Annotated in this window: 14 protein-coding genes and 1 pseudogene; 6 read left to right on the top strand and 9 right to left on the bottom strand. The window is 41.0% G+C overall.

The window, feature by feature from the left end; all coding sequences use genetic code 11:
* The first annotated feature begins 9 nt into the window (after positions 1 to 9).
* Complete coding sequence (locus DX009_RS11235) at positions 10 to 255, top strand: hypothetical protein (protein WP_115084147.1); 246 nt, start codon at positions 10 to 12, stop codon at positions 253 to 255.
* 129 nt (positions 256 to 384) lie between these two features.
* On the opposite strand, the gene DX009_RS11230 is transcribed toward DX009_RS11235, so the two are convergent.
* The 3 genes from DX009_RS11230 to DX009_RS11220 all read right to left on the bottom strand — a co-directional run bounded on the left by DX009_RS11230 (position 385) and on the right by DX009_RS11220 (position 2,148).
* The gene (locus tag DX009_RS11230) at positions 385 to 867 is read right to left on the bottom strand and encodes a hypothetical protein (RefSeq protein ID WP_115084146.1); all 483 of its coding nucleotides are present in this window, start codon (positions 865 to 867) and stop codon (positions 385 to 387) included.
* Positions 851 to 1,075, bottom strand: coding sequence for a type II toxin-antitoxin system antitoxin (locus DX009_RS11225; protein WP_115084145.1), 225 nt, complete (start codon positions 1,073 to 1,075; stop codon positions 851 to 853). The genes DX009_RS11230 and DX009_RS11225 overlap by 17 nt, the downstream gene beginning before the upstream one ends.
* Positions 1,076 to 1,182: 107 nt before the next feature.
* A complete protein-coding gene (locus tag DX009_RS11220) occupies positions 1,183 to 2,148 on the bottom strand; it encodes an SPFH domain-containing protein (protein WP_115084144.1) in 966 nt (321 codons plus the stop codon).
* A gap of 340 nt (positions 2,149 to 2,488) precedes the next feature.
* On the opposite strand from DX009_RS11220, the gene DX009_RS11215 reads away from it, so the two are divergent.
* Positions 2,489 to 2,665: a hypothetical protein gene (locus DX009_RS11215; protein ID WP_181792365.1), complete on the top strand. Its 177-nt coding sequence runs from the start codon at positions 2,489 to 2,491 to the stop codon at positions 2,663 to 2,665.
* Between the two features lie 81 nt (positions 2,666 to 2,746).
* A complete protein-coding gene (locus DX009_RS11210; RefSeq protein WP_115084142.1) occupies positions 2,747 to 5,167 on the top strand; it encodes a hypothetical protein in 2,421 nt (806 codons plus the stop codon).
* A 1,364-nt stretch (positions 5,168 to 6,531) separates the two neighbouring features.
* Here DX009_RS11210 and tamL read toward each other — a convergent pair.
* The 6 genes and pseudogenes from tamL to DX009_RS11175 all read right to left on the bottom strand — a co-directional run bounded on the left by tamL (position 6,532) and on the right by DX009_RS11175 (position 19,306).
* Entirely contained in the window at positions 6,532 to 8,970 is a 2,439-nt protein-coding gene (tamL, locus tag DX009_RS11205) for a translocation and assembly module lipoprotein TamL (RefSeq protein WP_115084141.1), read from the bottom strand.
* On the bottom strand, positions 8,954 to 14,068 hold the full coding sequence (locus DX009_RS11200) for a translocation/assembly module TamB domain-containing protein (protein ID WP_115084140.1): 5,115 nt from the start codon (positions 14,066 to 14,068) through the stop codon (positions 8,954 to 8,956). Before DX009_RS11200 ends, tamL begins: the two co-directional genes overlap by 17 nt.
* Positions 14,069 to 14,393: 325 nt before the next feature.
* Positions 14,394 to 15,233, bottom strand: coding sequence for a DUF5991 domain-containing protein (locus tag DX009_RS11195; RefSeq protein ID WP_115084139.1), 840 nt, complete (start codon positions 15,231 to 15,233; stop codon positions 14,394 to 14,396).
* Positions 15,234 to 15,331: 98 nt separating this feature from the next.
* A complete protein-coding gene (locus DX009_RS11190; protein ID WP_115084138.1) occupies positions 15,332 to 16,678 on the bottom strand; it encodes an AAA family ATPase in 1,347 nt (448 codons plus the stop codon).
* A gap of 389 nt (positions 16,679 to 17,067) precedes the next feature.
* Complete coding sequence (locus DX009_RS11180) at positions 17,068 to 18,483, bottom strand: hypothetical protein (RefSeq protein ID WP_115084137.1); 1,416 nt, start codon at positions 18,481 to 18,483, stop codon at positions 17,068 to 17,070.
* 286 nt (positions 18,484 to 18,769) lie between these two features.
* Positions 18,770 to 19,306 (bottom strand): annotated as a pseudogene (locus tag DX009_RS11175) (anaerobic C4-dicarboxylate transporter family protein).
* A 728-nt stretch (positions 19,307 to 20,034) separates the two neighbouring features.
* Between DX009_RS11175 and DX009_RS13425 the strand changes: the two are divergent.
* The 3 genes from DX009_RS13425 to DX009_RS11160 all read left to right on the top strand — a co-directional run bounded on the left by DX009_RS13425 (position 20,035) and on the right by DX009_RS11160 (position 24,452).
* The gene (locus DX009_RS13425; protein ID WP_181792364.1) at positions 20,035 to 20,184 is read left to right on the top strand and encodes a hypothetical protein; all 150 of its coding nucleotides are present in this window, start codon (positions 20,035 to 20,037) and stop codon (positions 20,182 to 20,184) included.
* 1,117 nt (positions 20,185 to 21,301) lie between these two features.
* On the top strand, positions 21,302 to 22,018 hold the full coding sequence (locus tag DX009_RS11165; RefSeq protein WP_115084135.1) for an HmuY family protein: 717 nt from the start codon (positions 21,302 to 21,304) through the stop codon (positions 22,016 to 22,018).
* Positions 22,019 to 22,229: 211 nt separating this feature from the next.
* Positions 22,230 to 24,452: a TonB-dependent receptor gene (locus DX009_RS11160; RefSeq protein WP_115084134.1), complete on the top strand. Its 2,223-nt coding sequence runs from the start codon at positions 22,230 to 22,232 to the stop codon at positions 24,450 to 24,452.
* Positions 24,453 to 24,668: the final 216 nt, after the last annotated feature.

The following is a 24,668-nucleotide window of genomic DNA, read 5'->3' as shown; positions in this document are numbered from 1 at the left end:
GCATTAATAATGAGGCAAATAAGTTGTTCTGTTACGCAACAAAATGGCTTATTCATTGTGCAAAATATACGGCAGCGTGCATTCCGCAAGGGTTATTTATTACGCAATGTATACGCAGCGAACATTCCGAAAGGCGTAGGGGCTGATTCATCGCGCCCACATCATCAACAAAAACAATTGGTTGTAATCTGCAAAATATTACGGATTGCAATGCCTACGGTGGAAACAAAATATGAGAAAAACAATATTGCGTAACTGTTTGTATGACAATGCTTTGCGAAAAACCACCTTTTTGTGCTGCAAAAGTATGGTTTTTGGCGTGCAAAAACCATACTTTTACATTGCAAAAACCCCCTTTTTGCATTGCAAGAAGGGGGAACTACATTACTCTTTGTGGTTGTTCTGTTGTTGTTTTCGCCACTCATCATCACGTATCCGCATTAGTTTTCTTGCTGTAAGCATATAGTTTACCGCTATAATAACAAGTATAACTATTGTGAAAACTGTGGACGATTCGTGGAATTTCATATCCCACAACGCCATAAGAGCCATAACCAAACCTAACGATGTTAGTTCTATGGCAAACACACGATAGAACTTTGATACCACTATAGCCTCTCGAACGTTTGCAGGGTGGAAGTCGTTGCTAGCCCAACGCATACCTGGCCGATATGAAATGTAGTGTGCTATTGCCGCAACAATAGTAAAAACAAGTAGCACAGTAATAATTACTCCATTCTTTCTGTGTGCATTTGTTGCCATAACGCCTGCTATCCATGCAAGCAGAAGCATAATTGCCGACACCACTTCGTATAGTGTCGATTCGGTAGTACGAGGTAAACGTAAATCTTCAATTGGTGTTTTCATTGTCTGTATTTGTTGTTTTTGTTTCGGCTTTGTCTCTTAGTTGCTGCTTTGGAAGGCGGTGTGCTTTGCGCAGAGCTTCGGTTATTATCCACTGTAACTGTCCGTTTGTGGAGCGAAACTCATCGGCAGCCCATTTCTCTATTGCCCCCATTGTGGTAGCATCTACCCTAAGAATAAAGCTTTTTGTGTTATTTTCTTTCTTTGCCATATAGTTTTAGCTTATGCCAACAACACGTTTTTACAGTGCATAGGCACGGCACTCGGCACGCTCTTATATATATAAGGTGTGGGCATAGTGCCTCTATAATGTTTGGTTTACATATTCAGTGTGCCCGAATTTACCACTGGTTGGGTGGCGTTTTCGCTACATAGCACCACCATAAGGTTGCTCACCATAGCCGCTTTCTTATCGTCGTCTAAAGCCACAACGTTCTCTTTGTCTAGTTTTTTCAGTGCCATGTCTACCATAGAAACCGCTCCTTCCACTATTTTTTCGCGGGCAGAGATTATGGCAGAGGCTTGTTGGCGACGCAACATTACGGCTGCTATCTCGGGAGCGTATGCCAAATAGTTAATGCGAGCCTCTATAATTTCTATTCCAGCCATATCTAATCGTTCGTCAAGCGTCTGTTCCAACAGTTTGTTTATCTCTTCGCTGTTGTCTCTAAGTGTCTGTGCTGTCTTGTCATCGTCGGTGTTATCGTATGCATATTGACCAGCTACGTGTCGCAAAGCCGCATCGCCTTGTATGCGAACAAAGCGTTCGAATGCCATCATAATATTGCTTACAGGATTAACTTTGCCGTTTTCGTCTACCGATGTTGCCATTGCTTCAGAGTCAATCTCGAATATTGCCTTGTAAGTATCCCTTAATCGCCACACCAACATCATACCAATTAAAACCGGATTACCTGTTTTGTCGTTCACCTTAATGGGGGCAGCGTCTATGTTTCGTGCCCTAAACGATAGTCGTTTTGTACTAATAAAGGGGTTCACCCAGTGGAAACCTACAGTGGTAAACGTACCCTTGTATTGTCCGAAGAACACCATTACACGAGCTTCGTTAGGTTCTATTTTCACAAAACCGCACATTACGCATATCATACACACTATTAAGGCAACACCCAAACCAACAATTAAGCCTCCGTTGGCATTGTTGTCTACTTGCGTAAAACCATATATGGCACTGGCAATGCCACACAACAGCAATGCAAGCGTTAGGCTTAGCATAGCAAAACCATTCACTACTGTGCCTTTAAAGGCAAATTCTTTCTTTTCCATAGTCGTATTATTTTAATCCGTTTTCGTATGTTTTATAATATCATTTTGATATCGCAAAGATACATTATATATCTTAATGGTGTGTCAAAAACACAATACTATTATAGAATATTAACGAAACAAAATTATAAAATCATCTTTAATTATCATTAAAACAAATTCCAATGTTCTGAAAAAGAGAATATAATATCTAACTTTGCACCGAATTCTGAGACTATAGAAGCAAACTTTTGTTGAGAAAGAGCCACGGCTTTAAACGATGCTCAAACCACTAACATTAGTAGTTTTGTATATTCAGATTAACGGAAATAACTTAAAAAAGAATTTTAAAACAACATTTATGGTAACAAAGAAACTGTATGTTAAGCCCTTATTTGAGGTATTAAGCCTCTACACCGATGAACTTTTGGAGGGTGGTTTCCACGCAAGAAGTCCGATACATGGGCACTTAGACCCAGGAAATGACGAACCAGATCCCGAAGATAATACGGGAGGAATAGACGATCAAGACCCTTAACGAACCAATTTTACTAGAATTTTGTAACTATAGGAGGGCGAAAATCGTCCTGCAAAAAGACTTTTTTACAACTTATTTTTTATGAAACAATTATTCTATTCATACCTTGCAATATGCGCATTACTATTTGCAAGCTGTACAGATAAGGACATTATAGACAATACAAACAACGAAAACAACCTGCCAGGTATTACTGTTTCGATGGCAATGGACGGCAATATGCAAGCCGACAAACCTGCTCTTACTACTAGAGCAGACCCTCCAAACAACGCCATTGGATACGAAACAGACGACAACACTGGCTTTCCTACTCCCGTAGGTATATACAACAAGGGTACAAACGAGGGCACAGAACTTGCCAATGGTACCAAAGTGCCAGTGCTATTAATATTTAAAAGCACCGACACAACACAGCCTGTAACAAAGGTTATTACCAAATGGACCTACGCAAAAGGGGGAAATTTAACGCTCGAACCAACCGAAACGTTCGAGATGAAGGCGGGTACCGACCTCAGTAAGGGTACATGGTATGTGTGCGGAATACTGGGTGGAGAGCCTCTTCCTGGTGTTAATCAGGTGAAATTTAATGGTTTTGTGGAAGGACATGTGGCACGAGATGTTGCTGGAAACAAGGTTAAATGGGGCGCAAACATACCATACGTGTTCAGCTGGCGTAAGTTAGAAACCAACCAAACCAATAAAACTATTAAGGCAAAAGACCCTGTTCGTTTTAAACAATTTGGCTCAATTGTTCGACTAAAGGTTACTAACAAAACCGGATTTGGCTTTAAATACAATGGCATTCGCATAATAACAAGCAACATTATGTGCGGTCAGTTCGACTTAAAAGTATTTGATGAGGTTCCAACAACCGACTTAATTGACACAGAAGATGCCAATATTGCATCGGCAACATCGCCCTCTTTCCAAGATGCTTTCAAGGCTTTTAAGTTCTATCAACGCCCATTAACCGACAACGCAATGATAGGATCAGATGGTCTTATTGCCAAAAAACACTTCCGTATTAAGGGCGAATACATTGCAAACTATGCTGAAGAGAAGGCTAATGATGCTAAGGCTGACAACGATGTAAATAAGAAATTCAATACAGCACTTACTTATTACGACCACACTTTCCTAAAAGATGCAACGGGAAACAACTTCGATAATGTTCCAAATAATAGCGAAGCACCCAGCTACATATATGTTTGGATGGCTCCACAAACACAGGCTGTGAAGTTGTATGGTGATAATGAGGAATCTGCAACAAGCACTAATTACACCGTAAACCGTGTTGCTAAAACACAGTTCCTACTAATGGCTGTGCCTACAGAGACCAGTTCGGCTACTAAAGTTGTGCCTTCGTCCATCAATATGATACCTGCTTACGGTTCGTTAAAACCTTATACATCGGGTGCTAACTATCCGGCAAGGGGCAGTGTGGTATACAAATTCCCACCATTAAGCTACATAGCAAAACACGATAACTTTGGTACTGATGCCGAATTGTCGGTTGATAACGATTATAATGTGGCTAATACAAAACGCTATACTTACCAAGAATATGTTGCAAACACAGAAAAGATAACCGACAAACTGGCTTCTATACCGTCTGGATATATGTTTGCTGGCAACGAATACTGGCGTAGCATCATTGCACAATACTATGGTTTTGCTGGCTTCCGCAATGCTGGTGCAAGCTATAAGTTTGCTATTGGCTTTGTTTCTCCTGCCAAATTACCGGGTTGGAGCACCACTAAACTTGTGTTTCATTCCTATTCTAAGGGTGTGAAAGATAGCAACGGCAAACTTATTGCCTATATGATTGGTATGTCGAAAAAGCCCGATTACATTACCAATAGCGGAGAAGGCCAAGTTTATATGGGGCATGTAACAGCTTCTCAAGGACAAGTTAGCGCAGGACTTGACGGCAATCCAACATGGATAGACAATAATAACTATCGCTATACCATACGCTACGAAGATGTAAATGGGGCAGCTGTGCTCACCCAACGCTACCTTGGTCCACGCTTTGTACTGGATATGGACGACATAGATACGGAGGATTTCTGGGCTGATCCAAGTAATGGTACCACCTATCCAACCGATACTAAACGCATATTTCCATACGCAGGAGTGAACAGTTCTACCTCTGCTGGTAACCAAACGTTCTGGTATTACGACACATCAACCTTAGGAAAGTGTACACAATATTGGACTCCTGACAATACAACAACCACAGGAAGATATAATCCAAAGGGCTCTGATCGCACCGGAGCAATGCTTGGATTGGGTGGTGTTCTACCTAAACAGGCGGTTGCTTTCATGGGTTCGCAGGGCGGAAACGAGACTTGTGGCTTCTTCCAACACTATCTTTATGTAAACGTTCCTACGGATGGTAATAGAACAGATGGTGGTGCTATGAGTGATTCAAGGTATAAGGTGAACTTCATTATGAGTGCCCCTGTACGCTTGTGGAGAACTTCTCCTTACGCCAACTAATGGGTAGGGCTTAACGGCACTCGGTAGTTTAATCCCTAATTGGATATTAGTGGTTCGGCAGATTTAAGCGAAATGTAACACAAAGTTATAGCAGAAACACAATGAAATGCTGTTGTGGTATGCCGTCCAATTAGGGTTTAACAATGCGTCGATTGCTGTTTTGCAATTCAAAGAATAATGTTTAGAAAAACAAAAGAGCCTGTTTCGATATGCGAAACAGGCTCTTTCTATTTATAAACCTGCTTTTTTGCGATATAAAAGAGTAATTTTCGTTTTCGAACATTGCGTTATTGCAATCCGTTAGCCACGTTATTGGCAGACCGTTAGCAGCCGTAGGGGTCCGATTTATCGTGCCCGCATATATGTAAACACCCACAAAACGAGGAATGGAAACGCATATTTGATAATGTGAATATTCGTGTATGATGAAACGGAAATGCATATTTGGTGAAATGAATATGTGTATTTAATAATGGTTAAACACGTATTTGGTGAAACGAATATGTATATTTGATTATATAAGGATACGGGCACGATGAATCGGCCCCTACGCCTGGCGGAGTGGTTCGTGGGTGTTTGCGGAGTGTTCGCCACGTATTTTGTGGCTGTTTCGTGTATTTTTCACGGTGTGTTCGTTGCATTTTGGCAAACCGTTAGCAGCGAAATGGCAATCCGTTAGCAGCTGTAGGGGCCGATTTATCGTGCCCGCATATACGTAAACATCCACGAAATGGGGAATGGAAACGCATATTTGATAATGTGAAAACACGTATTTGGTGAAATGAAAATGTATATTTGATAATATAAGGATACGGGCGCGATGAATCGGTCCCCTACACCTGACGGAGTGGTTCGTGGGTGTTTCGTGGTTGAATGTGTATATTTTGCGGAGTGTTCGTGGGTTATTTCGTGGGTGTTGGTTGGGTATTCACGGAATGTTCGCAACGTGTTCGTTATCTGTACGTTACATATTCGCCATACAAAAGTATGGTTTTTGCCGTGCAAAAGTATGGTTTTTGGCGTACAAAAAGGGGGTTTTTACATTGCAAAAGTATGGTTTTTGTTTTTTGAATGTTATGTTGTTGCAAATTGGTTGCAATGTATTTCGTGGTTGAGTGTGAATACTTCACGAAATAGATGTAGATATTTCTCGGCGCATTCGTTGCATTTTGGCTAACCGTTCGTAACGGAACGGCAAATCATAAGCAACATTTTTCCAATTCGTTTACAACGAAATGGCGGTCCAAAAGCAGCCGTAGGGCGATATTTATAGTGCCTCCGCATATACAGTTAGCAATATTATTGCAATATGTTTGTGGCAAATGGAGGAAACATTTCCTAAGTTTTTATGCCTTCTATAAGCATTAGAAAGGCATTCCAATGGCAAGATGTAGGGCTTGCGCATCGCCAAAATGGCGAATATTATAGAGCCTATTCAACCCGGTTTCGTAAGGAACGTGCAGACCAATGCCCCAATCTACACGAAGCATAAAGAAGCCTATGTCGTACCGAAGACCTACGCCTGTGCCGAAAGCCAGCTCTTTAAAGAAGTTGTTAAAGTGGAATTGCGAACCCGGTCTGCTGGCATCGCTGTGCAAAGTCCACACATTGCCAGCATCGAGGAATAGTGCACCATACAAATTTCCTACCAAATGCGGACGATATTCCACATTTGCTTGTACCTTTACCTCGCCAGTTTGCTCTACATACGACCGTACGAGCGATGCAGAACGGTAAGTTCCCGGACCAATTTCGCGCACATTGAAGGCACGAATGCTGTTTGCGCCACCCACAAAGAACTGTTCTGAATAGGGAGCAAACCTGCTGTTGCCATACGCCCACACCACCCCTGCGTTTGCATGGGCGGCTATAGACGACTTGCCAGATAGCGCCCACAGTTTAGTAAAGTTAGTTTCGATTTTTACAAACTGGGCAAACGGATTTTTAAACATGGTTTTTTCACGCTTATTCCACTTCTCTCCGCTTGCCAAATAGCCTAAAGCGATTACGTTAGAGGCTTCGCTGACTGTAGACCACCAGCGTATTGGATTGGCATATCCACTCGGACTCTGGTACGTATACTGGAATAAGGCTTTCGGAATGAACTGATCTGCCATAGAAACTTCTAAATATGGCACACTATCGGTGAGTGCTTTAAAGCGGTCGGTTACGCTTCTCATATACTCGTATGTAAGCGATAGGGGTTTAAAAATGAACGAATGGCGTTCGCTGGGTGCCCAACTGTAAGTGAGTTCGCCTGCTACCACGTGGCGTTTAAAGTAGAGTGCACGTTTAATAACGTTGGTTGAAGCACTCAAAGTGGTCATTGGCGATTCGAAATAGGTGCGTTGTGGCTTCAGCGTGAGAGGTTTTCCAGCTGCAATAGCGGCAGCTTCGCGTTTTCGCAAACGTTCGCGAAGTATGCGAGGAGGTGTTTTAAACGGATTAAGAAAACGAGGAAACTGTAGGCTTACCTCTGCTCCGTACTGGTAATCGTTAATGCGTCCGGTGGTGCCAGCATCGTTGCTGCGTTTTGTTGCCCACTCGTATGCACCGTGCAAACGCACATTTAGCAGTTCGGCACCACGGAAAGCGTTACGCTTAGTTACACCTACCACCAATTCGGGTCCATATTTTCCTGTTGTTTTTCCCCGTCCGTAAGCCTCCACATAGAAGTCGTATGGTCGGTCGAACATGAAGTCTAACGTTACATTAAGCGTGCTACAGGTGTCTGTAGAGTTGCTTGGTTTGAACGAAATGTTAGACGCCGTAAACAGTCTGGTGGCGTTTAGGCGTTCCATAGTCTCTGTGTGTTTGCTTTGTTGGTATAGGTCGCCGGGGCGAAATTGTAGGTCGTTGGCAATTACTCTGCTCCTTAATGGCGAGTGTCTACCGTTGAAATTAAGGTCGAACCCTTGTTTTTTGCGATGTTGGCGCAGTTCTTCCATAAAGTTTTTTTGCAGATTTACCGTTATTTTTCCTATGCGCCACTGTTTCAAATCTATGGGATTTATGGAGTCGGCAAGCTGCAAACGTGTTATAACTTTACCTCGAACGATGGTGGTATCTGCCAAATAGCTAGCGTCATTGTTCTTATAATAGTAGTAACCATTATTGCGAAACAGGCTCGTAAGGCGTTGTCGCTCTTGTTCAAGTGTGGCAACGTCGAAAGCATCGCCATTTTTTATAATGGCATTAGGGCGTGAAGCCTGTATCAAACTGTCGGCATCGGGTGGGAAATCTACATATTGCAGACTGTCGATGGTCCACAAATGTCCCATATTTACGGTGTATTTCAGTTTTATTTTCTTCTTATTTGATTGCGGAACAAGCTCGTGTGTAATCTTATTATTGAAGTATCCACGCTTATTTAGCAGGTTTTTTCCAACCGTAGCATGTAGGTCGGGAGACACGTTCGATAAGGTAATGGGTCGCGAACCGAACACTCTTGTTATCCATCTACCAAACTTTGTGGTATCGGGAGAGAAGGCATTCCATATCCATAAGCCCACGGGGAAGGGCGACTTCAGCGACGGACTGCCGAAAAGCGATGCATTTGGCTTTGTGGCTAACACAATATCGAGTTCTTCTTGCACAGAATTGAAGTGGGCGTTTTTGGTGTAGTTGGTGTATTCGGTGGGGGTCATGCCCGTGTAAAGTTGCTCACCTTCTGGCAAAGCACTGGTTGTGCTGCATGCCGAAAGCATAGCTGTGAGCACAAACAAAACAACTATTGCTATGCAAAACAAACTGCCACGTGCTGCTATAAAGTGGCTATGGTTGTGTTTATTGTTTCTTTTCATTTACGAAATTTATTAAACTGTCGCGCTTTGGAGCCTGTTCTTTCTTGCTTTTAAAGCGAAATATGTCTTTAAAATGCTGCAATTTGCGTCGCCACATAAAGCCTATTCCAAACTCTCCTTGGTTTCCTTCGAGCCAATCGTATGCTTCTCGCTCGTAATAGAGCTTTAAATACTGCGTTTCTTGTCGGTTTAAGCGATACTCTAACGAGAAGTTATCGAAGAAAGCACCGTTCTGTTCGGACACTTGAGAGCCTGTTGAGACACGTCCGCCCATAATTATTCGGAGCCTATTGTCCCACAAACGTTTAGAAAAACGGAAGGTATAGTCGGTGTGAAGACTACCCGATGCATCGGCAGCACTCTCCATATTGGCTGTAATGTCTACCCCCATAGAATTCAAAGCACGCCCTGTTATGGCGTTTACTTGGTTCTGAAGGAATCCCATTAGAGCATTATTCATAGCCGAATTGGCGGTTGTGCCTGTGCTTCCATCAAAGTACATGCCCGATGCAAGCATAGTAACGGCAAGTTTAGAACGTTCTTCTGCACCCTTAGAACTTAGTTTTCCTTGCATTTCTTGGTCTTCTGGCGCTTGTATAATGAACTCTACGCCGGGGTTAGGGAAGCGTTTCGATAGTCGGACACCCGCCTCAAAGTCTACCATTCGTCCGTTGCTTGATCCATCAGAAACGTTGGTACGCACATTTTCGGTGGCTGTAATGCTAAGCAATGGTGTGGTTGGGTCGCCCATAAACTCTACATAGCTACCTTCTTTTATATTGAAAGTGTGCAATGGAATAATGGGTAATGAATACTTCATTTTACCATCGCTAATGGTGTAACGCCCTCTTAAGCGTGTTCCGTTAGTAGCATCGTACTCCATATTTAGGGTTCCTCCGCCCACAATATCTATATAGTTAGACCGCTCTGGGTTGAGTGCGCACACCAAATGAGCCTCGTTATCCACCTCGACACTTAGTTTCATGCTTAGTCCTTCTATATCTGGTCGCTTCACAACGTCCTTTGTTGAGTCGTTAAGATTGGTGAAAGTAACAAGGTTTTCCAGCTCGTTATCGTTGGCAAGCTGTGCATCGCGCATTATGTAAGTAAGGTCGGTGTTGTCTAAAATGTCTACTTTTCCAGCCAATTGGAGCGACGATAATGGTCCTTGCAGCTCTCCATCGAAGTTTACAAAAGCCTTTCCGAATACTTCAGAACGTGCATTTTCCTTTGCATCAATTACCTGGAAGTTTCGTGTTCGCATACGTAAATCGGTGTTCATTCGGTCGAAATTAGAGAAATCTAAGTAGCCGGAGATGTCGAGCGGAGCCTTATTGGAAGCGAGAACCTCAAAGTTTTCGAACTTCACACGACTATGATTGATGAGCACTGGGTCGTTTGCGAAGTTGAGTTTTACCCCGTATGGTTCGCTGAAGACGTAGGAAGAGTCGAGATAAATCTCTCCATTTATATCCATATTTTTTAGTGGTCCTTGCATAGAGAGTGTACCTTCGCCTGTTCCGTGTAGGCCTATTATGCGGTCGGGAATAAAGCCGTTGATGTAACTAAGGGGGAATTTTTCGAGTGTAAACTCAGCATCTAAGCTGCCTTTACCCTTACTATCGTACACACCAGTGAGCCTTCCTATCTCTTTATCGTCCTTTGTTAGCATACCATCTACATAGTGTGTGCCATCGTCTTTAGGCATATAAACAAACTCTGCCCCTACATCGCCCATGCTGTTTTGCTCGTATACCATGTTTTTAATACCCATATCGCTCGACACAGTTAGGCTAGATGCAGTTTGAATAACGTGATAGTCGCCATTAAGTTCGCCCGAAATGCGTGGTGCAAATGGTAGAACTTTCATAAGCTGACTAAGTTCGAACTTGTTGATAGATAGGGTGAAGTTTTGCAACGAGGTAGAATCGGTGTCGTCGCTGTATAGGTGTAAACCTGCTTCATCGGTAGCAAGCAATTGCATTTCTGCCTTTAGTCGTTTGTTTCTGCCTATATATAGGTAGTTGTTAGGCTCTACATTGAAAGTCTTGTAGCCCAATATTGCCTGTGCAGAAGTAAGCGAAATGCTTATGCCTTGCCCTTGCATTGCTGCCTGTGCAGATAGTGCAAGAGCTGTTTTATTGTCCATATCGGTTATCAAAAGAGAGGTATTGAGTCCACGATCGAATAGCGAACCGTGCACAAAACCTTGGTATGGATAGCTGTTTTGGGCATTGTTTAGCACTTGTAAGTCGTAGTTTAATCCTGTATCGTTGGTAGTTAGGTCTACTATTAACGAGTCGGCTTTCACATCGTTGTATACTAACGAGTCTACAACAATGTTGCCGTTGAGTCCCTTTAGAGGCGATGATGTTAGGTTAATATTGGCTGTTTTAAACACATAACCTTGCTGTTCGAGCAACTTACTAAACAGATTTCCTTCGCCACTAACTAGTTTAAATTGTCCTATGGGGAGTAGTTTTTGCAACGAAGTTTGGTCTATTCGTTTGTTTTTCACTTGCTTTTGCAAGTTGGTTGCTATTTTTTCGCCTGCTGTTAGCACGTGTTTATAGCTTCCATGCCAGTCGGTGTTCAGTGCAAAATCGCCTCCTTCAATCACGGCATGGGTAGTATCGGCTCTACTTAGCACGTCTATGGTAACATCGCCGGGTACAAATTGCTTGTGGTCTGCCTGTACTTTCAGGTTACCAAGCATACCTTTCACCATTAATTTGGCTGCCATGTCGGTGCTAAAATCTATGTTTAGTGCACAATTAGACACGAAAGGCTTGTCTACAAACCCCATTTGATAGAGGTCGGCGTGGCGTATCACACCGTTAGCACCCCCATTTACCAAGTTGCCTGCCATTGTTGTGTGAATGTTTAAGTCGCCATTGAAGAGCGAAACAGTATTTCCTTCTCTATGTTCGTCTATCTTTAAATTGCCTAAATAGCCTTCCACAGTGTAGTGTTTGGGGCGTTCGGAGTGGAAAGCAATATTGGCTTCGGTAGACAGAAGGTAGGGTTTGTTTATTAGTTCTAAACCTTTTAGGTTGGCATAGTCTAACTTTCCATTCACGTGAGCGGCAGTTTTGGCACCATTTACACTTGCTGTAATGTTTAAATTGCCAGCTGCTAGCTGTTGTTTTCCGTGTTTATATTCGCCAATTACCATCAAATGGCGCAGTGGTCCGCTAACATAGTGATGGTTTTTTAGGTTAGAACGTACATCTATATCTACCCAAGCAGACACCACGTAGGGCTTTTTCATTACACCAAGTTGGTTTAAATCGACACGACGCAACCACCCTCGCAGATGTCCATCTATGTTTTTAGCCGACAGTTTGCCCCGATATGCAAAGTCGCCTCCTAACATTCGGTTTGTGCTAACAATGCGTGCACTGGTTGTTTCGCCATGTTTTGCAATGTCGGTGTTTATGCCATTGAGCACGTAAGAGCCGAAACGAAACTGCTCTATATTGGCTTTCAGTCGCAAAGATGCCTTTGGACTGAGCACATTAAAGCCTCTACCATATACCGAAATCATACCAGTGAAGGGGTGTAGCCCGGTTTTTGCAACGAAATGTTGTATTTGCAAATTGGTTGCACGCACTGTTACGTTGTAGGTTTCAGTGGTTTTGTTTAGGCTAGCCCGCACTGTAGCGTTCCCACCACCCTCGTATAGCAACATATTTGCAGCATATTGTGGTCCTTGTGCCTTTACTTTTGCATTGAAATCTATACCTGTTGGTATCTTAATGGTGCTATTTACACTCTTTGGTAACAGCTGTTTTACAAAGCGAACATCTTGTAAGCTGCCACGTAAAGCAAGGTTTGCCGATAGGTTTTCTGGGTTTTGCAATCCTGATATCCGTCCGTCCACATTCAAAACCATGTGTTTTGGCATGCGAAAACATAGTTTTTGCAGAGTAAAAAGGTGGGTATTGCCTCGCAAAAACCCGGTTATGTTTATGCGTTCGGCAGGAATGGAGTGTAGAAACCTTGATGGAACTCTGCCATATAGTAGCGGTTGCAAGTCGTTAAGGGTGGTAAACCCATTCAACGATACGGCAAGTTGTCCGGGATTGTATGCACTAAAGGCATTCAAAGCCATTGTTATGTTAGCCTTTAGTTCGGTTTTGGGCAAACGCAGATAGAGCGATTGCAAATAGAGATTGGCTTTATCGAGTCGGAACTGTGTGCGTAAATCGTTCACAACCAGCCCACTTCGTTCAGTAAAATTGGCTGTTCTAACATTAGCAGAAGTTGCAATGGAGTCGTAAGAGAGTGAGTCTATGCCTATATTTAGGTTGTTCAGCGCTATGTGAGCGGGGTCGAATCCATGCAAAACGTGTGGAACAAAAGTCTTATCGTAGGTAAGTTGTCCACCACTCCACGCTATTTGGCGCACCCGATACACCTTATTATATAAGTCTATGAGTGCATTTTCCACAGTAGCTTTCTGGAAATTGGCACCCACAACCATAGTATCGCCAGGCATGTGTAGGCGGAAATTGGTGCGATAAAGGTTTATTTTATTGATGTTTATCTTCCAAACTGTTTTCTTTTTTGTAGTGTCTTTCGGTGTAGTATCGTTGAGTGCTATGTCGAGAAATCCCCCCTGCACATCGGCATTGTTTAGCATTGCCGTAGTATTGTTAAGGTCTATGCCATGCGAAACCACTTGCAACCGTTCCAAATTGCCCCGTATCTGCAAGTCGCCAATATAGTTCATAGTGTTCGCTTTCAGTCCTTTGAAGGTGAGTTGGTCTATCTCTACTTGTTTTTTTAGTAGTGGAATAAGCTGCACATCTGCCACAAGTTCTTTCACATCTGCCACTGTATCGCGCCTTTGTGGTATACTATCGTTTGGTCGCAATGCCATTACTTGTTCCAATTTTAGGTCGAGTGGGAAGCTAAGCGATACGTGTCCAACCGATATTTCTAGTCCTGTTTTCTGTGAAGCATAGTCTGCTACCTTCTTTACTATCCAGTTTTGAACAGGTGGCAAGTAAAGAAGAACAAGCAAAAATATAAATAATAATATTGGTGCTAACACTATGGCAGCCAGCCATTTCGTTGATTTTCGTATGCGCATAAGCTTGTTTCAGCAGTTGGAACAATATGTTTCAATGTGCAAATGTACGAAAAAAAAGAGTGCAAACAGAAGGTATTGTGCAAAAATGTTGGGGCAGTGATGTATAGGTTGGTAGCATTTTCTCTCTTCCGTAGAGTCTACCAGCAAATGTAAAATTCCCGAAGAACTCTTCTTTCGGCATAGAAAAGTTGAGTTTTTCCCCCTCGGTCTTCTGTTTTCTCGTTTCCTATAAACAAGTATTTTTATGTTATCCCTTGTTGTAATGGAATATACTCAATGAGATTATGTGGTTTTGTCCTTGCCAAGCATTAAAAGAACCAAGGATTTATTTTATTTTTCTACATTCTATTTTTACATTTTTTTTGCCGTCAGTATTGCTGATAAACGGACTTTCCAGATAGTATTTTCCTTTCCTGTAATATAAATTCACTGTGGGTGAAACGTTTCTGTCAATATTGGGCATCAGTGTATCTTCCGACAGCGATTTGACAAAATCAAGGGAGAGTTTGTCTTTCGTTTCTGTTTTTACACTGCATTGGACTTCAAAGGCAGTCATTTGCCCATTACCGCTGAATACACATTGGTCAGCCGCAATGCTCAATGTGTACTCTATGAAAGGCGAAGGAACAACGGTCGTATCTGATATGAAGTATTCATATTCACCGAACCATTTGTGATTTTGGACGGCTACGATAGGTGTGGGGCTTTCTTCTGGTTCTTGGTTATCGTACTTTTCCTTTATTTCTTTGAAATATCTCTTCTCATTGGTAAAGTAATTATGATACACTTCGCCATCTTCCATATACTTATATGTCCATAAAGCTTTATTCTGATCTATTATCTTACATCTGAATGGTGTGCAAATGTTATTGACAAAAGATATGATAAACTCGTCTTTTTCTAAATGTACTGTGTCTATGGGATAATGTACATCTTCCATATCGTACTGCACAAAAAGTTCTTTTTTTATTGTATCGACATTTATTTTGTGTGCTACATCAAAACAAGCATGGTATATTACGGTGTCTCCATTGTCTGTAATTGTCAATTGCTCCCAATTTCCTACAAAGGAATGGTTGTTGCTGTCTTTTATGTCATACCATTTTTGTGCATTGCTGCATGAATAGAAGAATAAAAGATAAAGTAAGATATTTAATAATTTCATAATTAATTCCTCCTAATTTGTGTTACTACATATTTTTGTAGCATTATATTTTGTATAGGTGGGTAGCCGTTGAACCAACCACCCAGCACCAAGATACATTATTTTATCTCTTCAAAGCTACCTTTTGAATTGATGCAATAGTATCTTCTACGCTCTTTTTGTTTTCCCGCTTTCTCGTTTTCCTCCACCTCGGTATAGTCGTTTAACACTGGTAAAGCACCATAATAACCTGCAAGATACTGCTTTGCGAAGTCGGCATCGTTGCGTATTCCGCGCAAATCGGCTAACGAATAGAGTCGCGTAGATTCATCTTCCTGCTTCTCGGCAAAGTAGAATTGGTCGCGACGCATAATGGAAGGAGACATCAAATTGGTGTCGTGGCTGGTGAACAACAGCTGCGAATTGTTTTTATTTATCTTAGGATTGTTGAACATTTCTATCAATTTGATGAGCAAGGAAGGGTGGAAATTACTGTCTATCTCGTCGATAACAATTAGAAATGGGGTGTTTCCCATATTGAACGCCACAAGAAGCAATCCTGCCAAATCGAAGATTTTCTTATTCCCGGACGACTCTCTGTACTCAAGATTCATTGACAATGGCTTGTTGTTACCATCGTGAATAGTTCTTTTCAACAACACTTTATTCAAAGGAAAGTTACTATAATCATTATCAGGATAGCTCTCATCGTCTATCAATTCAATGCCATCGTATTTCATATCGAATCGTTTCAAAAAGGAAAGAAACAATGGTGTTGATTCTTTTATTGCACTTATTGAAACCCCTCTGAACATTTCTTTATATACAATATTGTTGATTATACGATGTTTTAAATAGCTTACTATTTGCTCTGGAATACCCTTTGCATCGAAAGCAGCAGCGTGAACGAGGAACAATGTGTGCGGATAGGGCAGCTTGGTGGGTATTATCATTCCTTCCGAAGTGGGCAAATTGTTCTCCTTCACCTCGTTGCCTACACGCAAAAACAAGCGTTTCATGTTTTTGTCTACGTTGCCATAGAGCCACTCGCTCTCTATTTTAACACCGTTAGAATCAACATTTTCTGATGCATCATCAGACTTATTCACCACAAAACCATAGCGATACTTCTTGCCATTCAATAACAATACAATCTGAAATAAGCAACCTTCGTTAGACGTTTCGAAGAGAAATGGGTCGTAAAGTGGGCGTACTCCACGTGAATCTATCGCCAATGAGCCTACTACTTGCGTAAAATAGCTTAACGCCATCAGCATGTTCGACTTGCCACTGGCGTTCGCTCCGTACAGACCAACCGTCTTTAAGAGCGACACGCCATTGCTTTTAACAATATTATCTGCATCAATGTCGCTGCCGGCAGGACTTTTCAAGCCTGTTGCTTTAAAGCTGATTGTCTGCAAATCTCTTATGGAACGATAGTTCTTTACGCTAAATTCTATAATCATAACATTGTAGTATTTATGCAAAAATAGGCATAATTATAGAACTAACAAAACATTTTCTTCAAAATTTGCGGTTATTCTGCAAATTCGAAAGAAACGATATCAAATTATAGAAATATGGCTGGCGTGTAACTATCTATAAGCCACGCTATTGCGAAAACCCATTTTTTGCAATGCAAAAACCCCTTTTTTGGAGTGCAAAAAGGGGGTTTTTGTAAGGCAAAAGTATGGTTTTTACAAACCGATGGTATATAAGTAGGAATGCTCCTTACCAGTTCTGATGTTTGAGATATTACGAATACGCAACATTATTTCGGGAAGATTCGTGGGTACGGGCACGATGAATCAGCCCCTACGCCTGGCGGAATGGTCGCTGATAAATACATTATGCGTTAAATGCGCCTTACGTATTCTAATGCTTTCCTTATGACTTTATCTATATCAACCTCCAAAAAACGATAGTCATCTACCGATACCATACTAGGAATAGTCATAACACGGTCGAACGTTTTATACGTTCCTTCTTCCTCGTCTACCACCATTTGGTATAGCACACCCCTGTGGCAGACTTTCCCATGCCGTAGTATAGATTCCTTTGTTACGGCAAAACAGCCCAAAAGATCCATAAAGTTCTCTTCTGCTTCAATAGCCGAAAAGAAGTCAGACAATTGGTGTTCTTTCACGCCAATCCTTTTTAGCAATGTCAAAAGCTTCACTAATGGGGTGTCAGACTGGAAGCGAAAGTTGTCCGTAACACTCACTTCTTCTCGTATATATGCATCTTCGAAGTTGTCTAACACGTTCATCATGTCTTTAATATCGCTTCTATCCAGCCTTATTCCAATAGCCGTTAATCCTTTAGAGACGGTTTCGAAGTTTATTTTACACTCTTCTTTTACATACGATTGTAGGGAGCTTTTTGCATGTTCGGATACTGAATGATAGAATGTAGTGCGTGCAACAAACTCTTTTATATAGCTTTCGTAGTTGGCTTCGCCATAATAGTTACGGAAAATAGTGCCTATTGCAACTGTATCCATCATAAATATTATCTTAGCAAAACCAAACTTATTTTGTGTTTTTATTGGATTTATTTCGTTGTCGTCTCCCTGTTTTTCTGTTGCATTAGCTGTGGTTTTCTTTTCTGTTCGTGTGGAAAATATATTGAAAATACCAAACAATTGCACTGGGTCTATACGGTCAAAGTCTTCTATTAATAGCACTGGTGTCTTTTTTAGACCCATTATGGCATGTGTTATTAGCCAGCTCATGGGGTCTATTTCGCCTATTTCATTGGTTGCAGCAGACATTTTTGCTATTGATTTTGCAGCTCTTTCAAACTTTGCTCTTGCTATATTTTCTTTTAATCCCCTAAATTTCTTACACTGTTGAGCATATCCTTCTGCCAGCGTAATGGTTCCTTTTAAGAGCATACCCAGCTGATTGCCATTGCTTAATGTAGATGGTGCGAATCGCATAATGTCTTTTACAACATCTATAGTATTCTCGTTGAAATACCATTGCAATAGAATGTGGTCGGGAATTTTAATGTTTGTGTTTAACGTACCATCTAAAATGAGTTGGAAAAGTAGGTCGCGTTTAACATACTCTAGTATCTGTTCGTTCATTGCAACCTCGTAATTAATAGGCGTAAGCGTATAAAATGCGTATTGGTTGCTATACTTTTCTTTAAACCTTTCTATAAATTCGGAATTTCTTTCGCCTAATTTTACCGAAAAAATGGTTCTGTTTACATCAGCCGCATTCAGATGATTGTAAAACGCTATTAGTTTATTTGCGATATCCATAGGGATTTTTTGGTTAATGTCCTAATACTTAGTGATTAATATCTTTGGCTCCTTTACCACACATTTTCGTAATGCAAGCATTGTGAATATACGGTATAGAGCTTTCGATACAAAGTTACTAATAAATTTTTATAGTACAAATTTTTTGCGTAAAGTTTCTTTATATAAACGAAAAAAAATGATGTTGGGTGGGGTTCTGTACACAAAGGTGTATTGTTTCTAAGGTTTCTATGGCTTGTTTAGCGTATAGAAACCTTAGAAAGGTGTGGTAAAAGTGATGTATTTTTTAGTACAATCCGAACCAGAAATGGTAAATGTAGCTAATGCCAAGTCCGGCAATGGTTGCCATAATAACGTGTATCATACCTGGAGCCATAAACGAATGGTTCAGCAAATACTTACCAATGACGGTTGTTCCCGACCTATCGAAGTTCACAGTAGCTATGTCTGATGGATAATTAGGTATAAAGAAGTAGCCGTAAGTAGATGGCATTACGCCAAGAAGAATCCACCCCGGAATGCCTAAGGCATAGGCAAGTGGCAACATACTAACCACTACTGCGCCCTGAGAGTTAATAAGAACAGACACAGCAAAGAAGGCAATGGCTATAGACCAGGGGTATTCGTGCACTATTCCTCCTAACAATTGCTGCATTTCTGCCTGGTAATTGTCAAAGTAAGTGTTGCTCATCTATGCTATACCGTATATTGCTACCACTGCAACCATACCGTTTTGCCATACTGGTCCGCTAATTGCTTTCTTGGGTTTTGCCTTACAAAACATTATCATAAGGGCACATGATACTAGCATTATTATCTGAATGACGATGTTTTTTCAAGGTATATATACATAGAAAAAAGGTATATATACATAAAAAAGAAGCTGTGCTGCACTTCATAAGTATTGGAACCACGAAGTTTTTTTAGTTTACCGCACAGCATTCTTTTTCTATGTTGCGCAATGTTCTCGGTTCCAATGTACAGCTTTTTTCGCTTTATTCCACAACGTTCCCGATTGTACAACACTGCGTTTTATTTGTTTCAACATAATAGTGCTTATATTTCCACAACATTGTGGAACGCACAACTAAACCTCATAGGTATATTTTCATAATCCCTATTGGCTTTTATCAGTCCGTTGTAGATTTGCCTGTCGGTTGCTTCATAGCAGGTATTGACTACTATATACGAAGCTTTATGGTTAATTACGTCTATTTGTAACTTGCTGCAAAGGTAGATATTATTTTTGAAAAGAAAAGAAAAAACACAATAAAAGTTTTCTGAAAACATCATTTTTTTTGGTTTTTCGCTTTAGGTTCTCTACCCTATCGCTAGTTCGTATATATATTAAGAAGAATCGGACTACGCTATTTTATTGTTCTATTTTCCTATTATGACAAAATAATTATAAGGAAAACGACATTTTGTATAGTGCTTTGTTTAAAAAATATGAAATATATTACATTTCTTTCTCTATCATTTGACATTGTCAAATAAATGGTTTATATTTGTAACGACTTAACATCTGTATCACAAAAGAAAGGAGTTTATATGAAGAGCTTAAATCATTCGGAGTTGTATAACGATAGTACAACCGAAAAAAAAGTGTACAACAAAAAGGAGAACGTGAACAATCTCCAAGGTAAAAAGGTGGAAACAACTGACAAGAAACCATTAGGTGGCGAAATATGGTACACCTAACAGCAATACACATATAGTGCTAACGGTATTGTAAAGGCTGTTTCTACGCTTCGGTGTAGAGGCATTGCCCGTACCAAACTTAGAAAAGCGCAACCCCACTTGGTGGGTTACGCTTTTTTTTATTGCCTAAACAAGTTTATTAGAAGCTATATAACAATGTATATAGAAACACCTGTTACAGCAGAAATCTACCTCCGCTGTTATTCCAAAATATATGTAGCTACCACCAAACAAAAGCCTTTCACATACTCTTGCATATTATACCATTATACAAAAACCCCCTTTTTGCCGTGCAAAAGTATGGTTTTTGGCGTGCAAAAAGGGGGTTTTTACATTGCAAAAGTATGGTTTTTGCAATGCGAAAGTAGGCATTCTGTGTATGTTATTGTGCCATAGTGAGTTACAAGTGTACGTTGGTGCACAATTTTATGGTGTTTGCAGATACATAAACAACCACAAAATAACAACCCATTAGCAATATTTTGGCAGACCGTCAGCAGCCGTAGGGGTCCGATTTATCGCGCCCGCATATATGAAAACAACCGCAAAATGAGGAACGAACATACGTGTGTGGTGGAATGAATATACGTATTTGATAATGTGGACATACGTGTACGAGGAAACGAATATGCATATTTAATAATGTGAAAATACGGGCACAATGAATCGGTCCCTACACCTTGCGGAATGAAATGTGGGGTATTTCGTGGTTGAATGTGGACATTTTGCGGAATGTTCGTGGGATATTTCGTGGACAAACGTGGTATTGTTGGCAAACCACAACACCGAAAATAATTGATATTACAACTGTTATGCTCTGTGCAAAGAACAATACAGAACACAAAAAAAACACACTTTGGTAAAACAAAAACAAATAAACGAAATATAAAAAATGGGTACACTATATCATCACTATTAAGTATTGATTCTGTGGTTTTTACCGTTTCGTACAAAAAAAATACTATAAAGTAGGTAAAAAGAGCATTTTCTTTAAAAATAAAATCACGAAAAATAAGTATTGTGTAAAGCATTCTTTCTTCCTAACTTTGCACTGCTTAGATAAGCAAAACAATAAAATTCAAATTTAATATAAACATAAAATAACAACAATAAAACAATGAAGACAAAGTTTTTTGCGGCTCTTTGCTTTGCTGCCGCCCTGTTTACATCGTGCAGTAAAGATAATAACGATGAGCCTAAAGTTAAGCCTACACCCGGAACTGAGCAGCCTACACCTGGAACTGAGCAGCCTACACCAGAGACAGCACAGATTAAGCATTTCGAAACACTTATGCCTGGCTACGATTCGTGGGTTTATGTAGACCTCGAAACTGGTAAATACGAACAACAAGAAGAGCTTGGTGCACGCGAATATCGCAAATACAACACAATGACAGACTACGAAGTGGTGAAGACAGAACCTGCAAAAGGTAGCGAGAAAGACCTACCAAAGAAGTGGGATTTAGCCTTCCATATTACCGATGTTCGTACCAATGACGGTGCAGTATTGATGACCGACCAAACCAATATTAGTAGTATTAAAACACTTCCACAAGGCGATTATGTTGCAGATGTACCAAGCGAGATATTCGTAGAGTTGGGTGCTATGAAAGCAGGCGGCCTTATGGTAGTGTCAAAAACTATGTTAAACAAAGAAATGGCTAAGTGGGCGAAGAGCACTGGTATGGGTAAACCAAAGATAATTAGCGACAAAGTGTTTGCCGTTAAGTTTAAAAATGGTAACGAAGCCCTTATTTTGTTCAAAGATTACTTAGACGCTACTGGCAAGAAAAAGGCTGTAAGCTTCGACTATAAGTTTATAAAGAAAGCATAACAGAGGCAAACTCTTTTATGCTAAACCATAGCACGAGCGATAAACATAGTGGCAGAAGCATTGCCAATGTTTATCGCTTGGAACGTGGTTAGCTGTAATCTACACCTTATTATATATAGGTTCACATGCCTGTCGTTCCCCTTCGGGAGAGCGATAAGGTGCACTTTATACCAAATTTACATAGAAACAAATTCATCAAAGCTTCAGTAAAATGAAGAAACTATTACTTATTCTCACACTCTTAACAACAACCTTCGCTACTATTTGTGCCGACAACGTTACACCAGAAAAAGGTTATCAGTTATCGGGAACGGTGGTTGATGTAGACTCTGACGAGCCTTTGGCAGGCGCAGTGCTAAAGGTTGAGGGCACCAATATAGTGGCAGGCACCAACAGTAAAGGCGAATTTACACTTGTTTTTGGTGCCAATAAGGTTTACACAGTACGCATTTCGTGTATGGGTTACGCCCCCCGCACAATACAAGTTCCGGCAGTTGGACACCCCACACTCAAAATAAAGATGATTCCAACCAACTCTAATTTAGAGGAAGTAGTGGTTACTGGTTCGCGAAGCGAGCGACCTTTGAAAGACGTTCCCGTAATTACACGTGTCATTTCGCAGGACGAAATAAAAACAGTAAACCCAGTAGACCTAAACACTCTCTTGGAATATACATTGCCGGGTATACAGTTTTACTACAACAGTATGAGCCAAACCACAAGCATTAACTATCAAGGAATGGACAGCAAATCGGTGCTTTTCTTGGTAGATGGGGAACGAATAAGTGGCGAAGGCTCCGATCATAACATCGATTTCAGCCGTATCAACGTCGATAACATAGAGCGAATAGAAGTGGTAAGGGGGGCAGCATCTACCCTTTACGATAGTCGTGCCATCGGCGGAGTAATAAATATCATCACAAAAAAGAGTTCTCGCCCACTAAATGTACAGCTAAGCTCGCGCTATGCAGGCGTTAACGGACAGAACTATGGTGTTCAAGTGGGCATAAACCGTAGCCGACTAAATTCGCAAACATCGTTCGGGTTCCGCAATCGTAGCACTTATTGGGTGAAAGACAAGGAAGGAAAAACCGTAGAACGTATTGCACCAGATGGTAAAGCCATTGAAGAAAGAAGCGAACCACGCGATTTGCCCGTGTACGGATATAAGATTTGGGACGTAGGACAACGCTTTAGCTATAGATTTACCGACCAGTTTACAGGCGAACTCTTTGGTTCTTTCTATGCAAACATACGTCCAACCTATCAAGGACGCCGCTATCATCAACGCTACGAAGACCTTGTTTTAGGTGCAAAAGGCAACTGGCAAATGAATAAAAACAACGGTTTCGCATTCTCGTACACCTTCGATAACTACGCCAAAAAAGACGATTACAACCTTGTTAAGCTGGTAGAAAAAGTGTACAACAACATTAACCACAGCGCACGCCTATACTATACGGGCACATTCGGACAGCATACATTCAACGCCGGAGTGGAAGCCGTACACGAAAGTCTACGCCATTACATGATGAAAGATACTGGTATGGTGAGCAGAACACAGTTCTCGCTCTGCGTTCAGGAGGATTGGAAAATCAATAATGCACTAAACATAGTGGTAGGACTACGTGGCGACAAAAGTCCAAACTATTCTTTCCACATCACACCTAAGGTTTCGGCTCTCTACAGACCACTTTCGTTCTTAACATTTCGTGCTGGCTATTCGCAAGGATACCGCATTCCCACCCTTAAAGAGCTGTATCAGGAGTTCAATATGGCAGGTATGATTACTATATATGGTAATAAAGACCTGAAGCCAGAGTATGGAAGCCAACTCTCTGCATCGGTAGAATACGACCGTAACGGGCTTAACCTGTCGCTATCGGCATACCACAACCGTTTCAAAAACAAAATAACATACGAGTATTTGGCACCCGGTGTAAACTACGATATGCATTATATCAACTCCGATAACGTAAAAACAACAGGCATAGAGGCTACTGTTAATTACAGAATGCTATGTGGCTTGAGCTTTATGGGGGCTTATACGTATATAAACGACTACAATGTAAAAGACGGATACAACCGTTCGTGGATACGTCCACACTCTGCTAAGTTCAACGTAACCTATAAACGGAAGTTCGGAAAAACCACCGAATCTATTGCACTCAATAGCCAATGGATGTCGCGAATAACACGTTACGCTTACGATTCGGACGCAAAGGCATACGTTCGCTACGTTTACGACCCACGAACAATATGTTCGCTCAACCTGCGGTCTGAACTTCCACGTGGCATAAACCTTGGTTTCATGATAGACAACCTATTTAATTATCACGATAAAGCGTCCGACTCTGATGTGCAACTACCACTCAACGGCATTAGCTACGTGCTTACAGTAGGTATAAACCTGTCCGACTTGTTCGGGAAATAATATCTTTCACATTATTATATATACTGTGCTACACAACTATAATGTATTGCTTACACAGCAACAACACCCTTTCACTATGGCGACAACCTTTTATCGCCATAGTGATAATGCGTTATATCCATAGATGTAATGCGTTATATCCATAGATATAACATACTTACACCATAGTGTTAGAACTGTAAAGCCATAGCAACAAAGATAGTTTTGCACACAGTA

The sequence above is a fragment of the Prevotella pallens genome (genome assembly GCF_900454935.1).
Lineage (GTDB): Bacteria > Bacteroidota > Bacteroidia > Bacteroidales > Bacteroidaceae > Prevotella > Prevotella pallens.
Note: the sequence above shows the minus strand (reverse complement) of the source record. Positions and strands in the feature narration are given on the sequence as shown.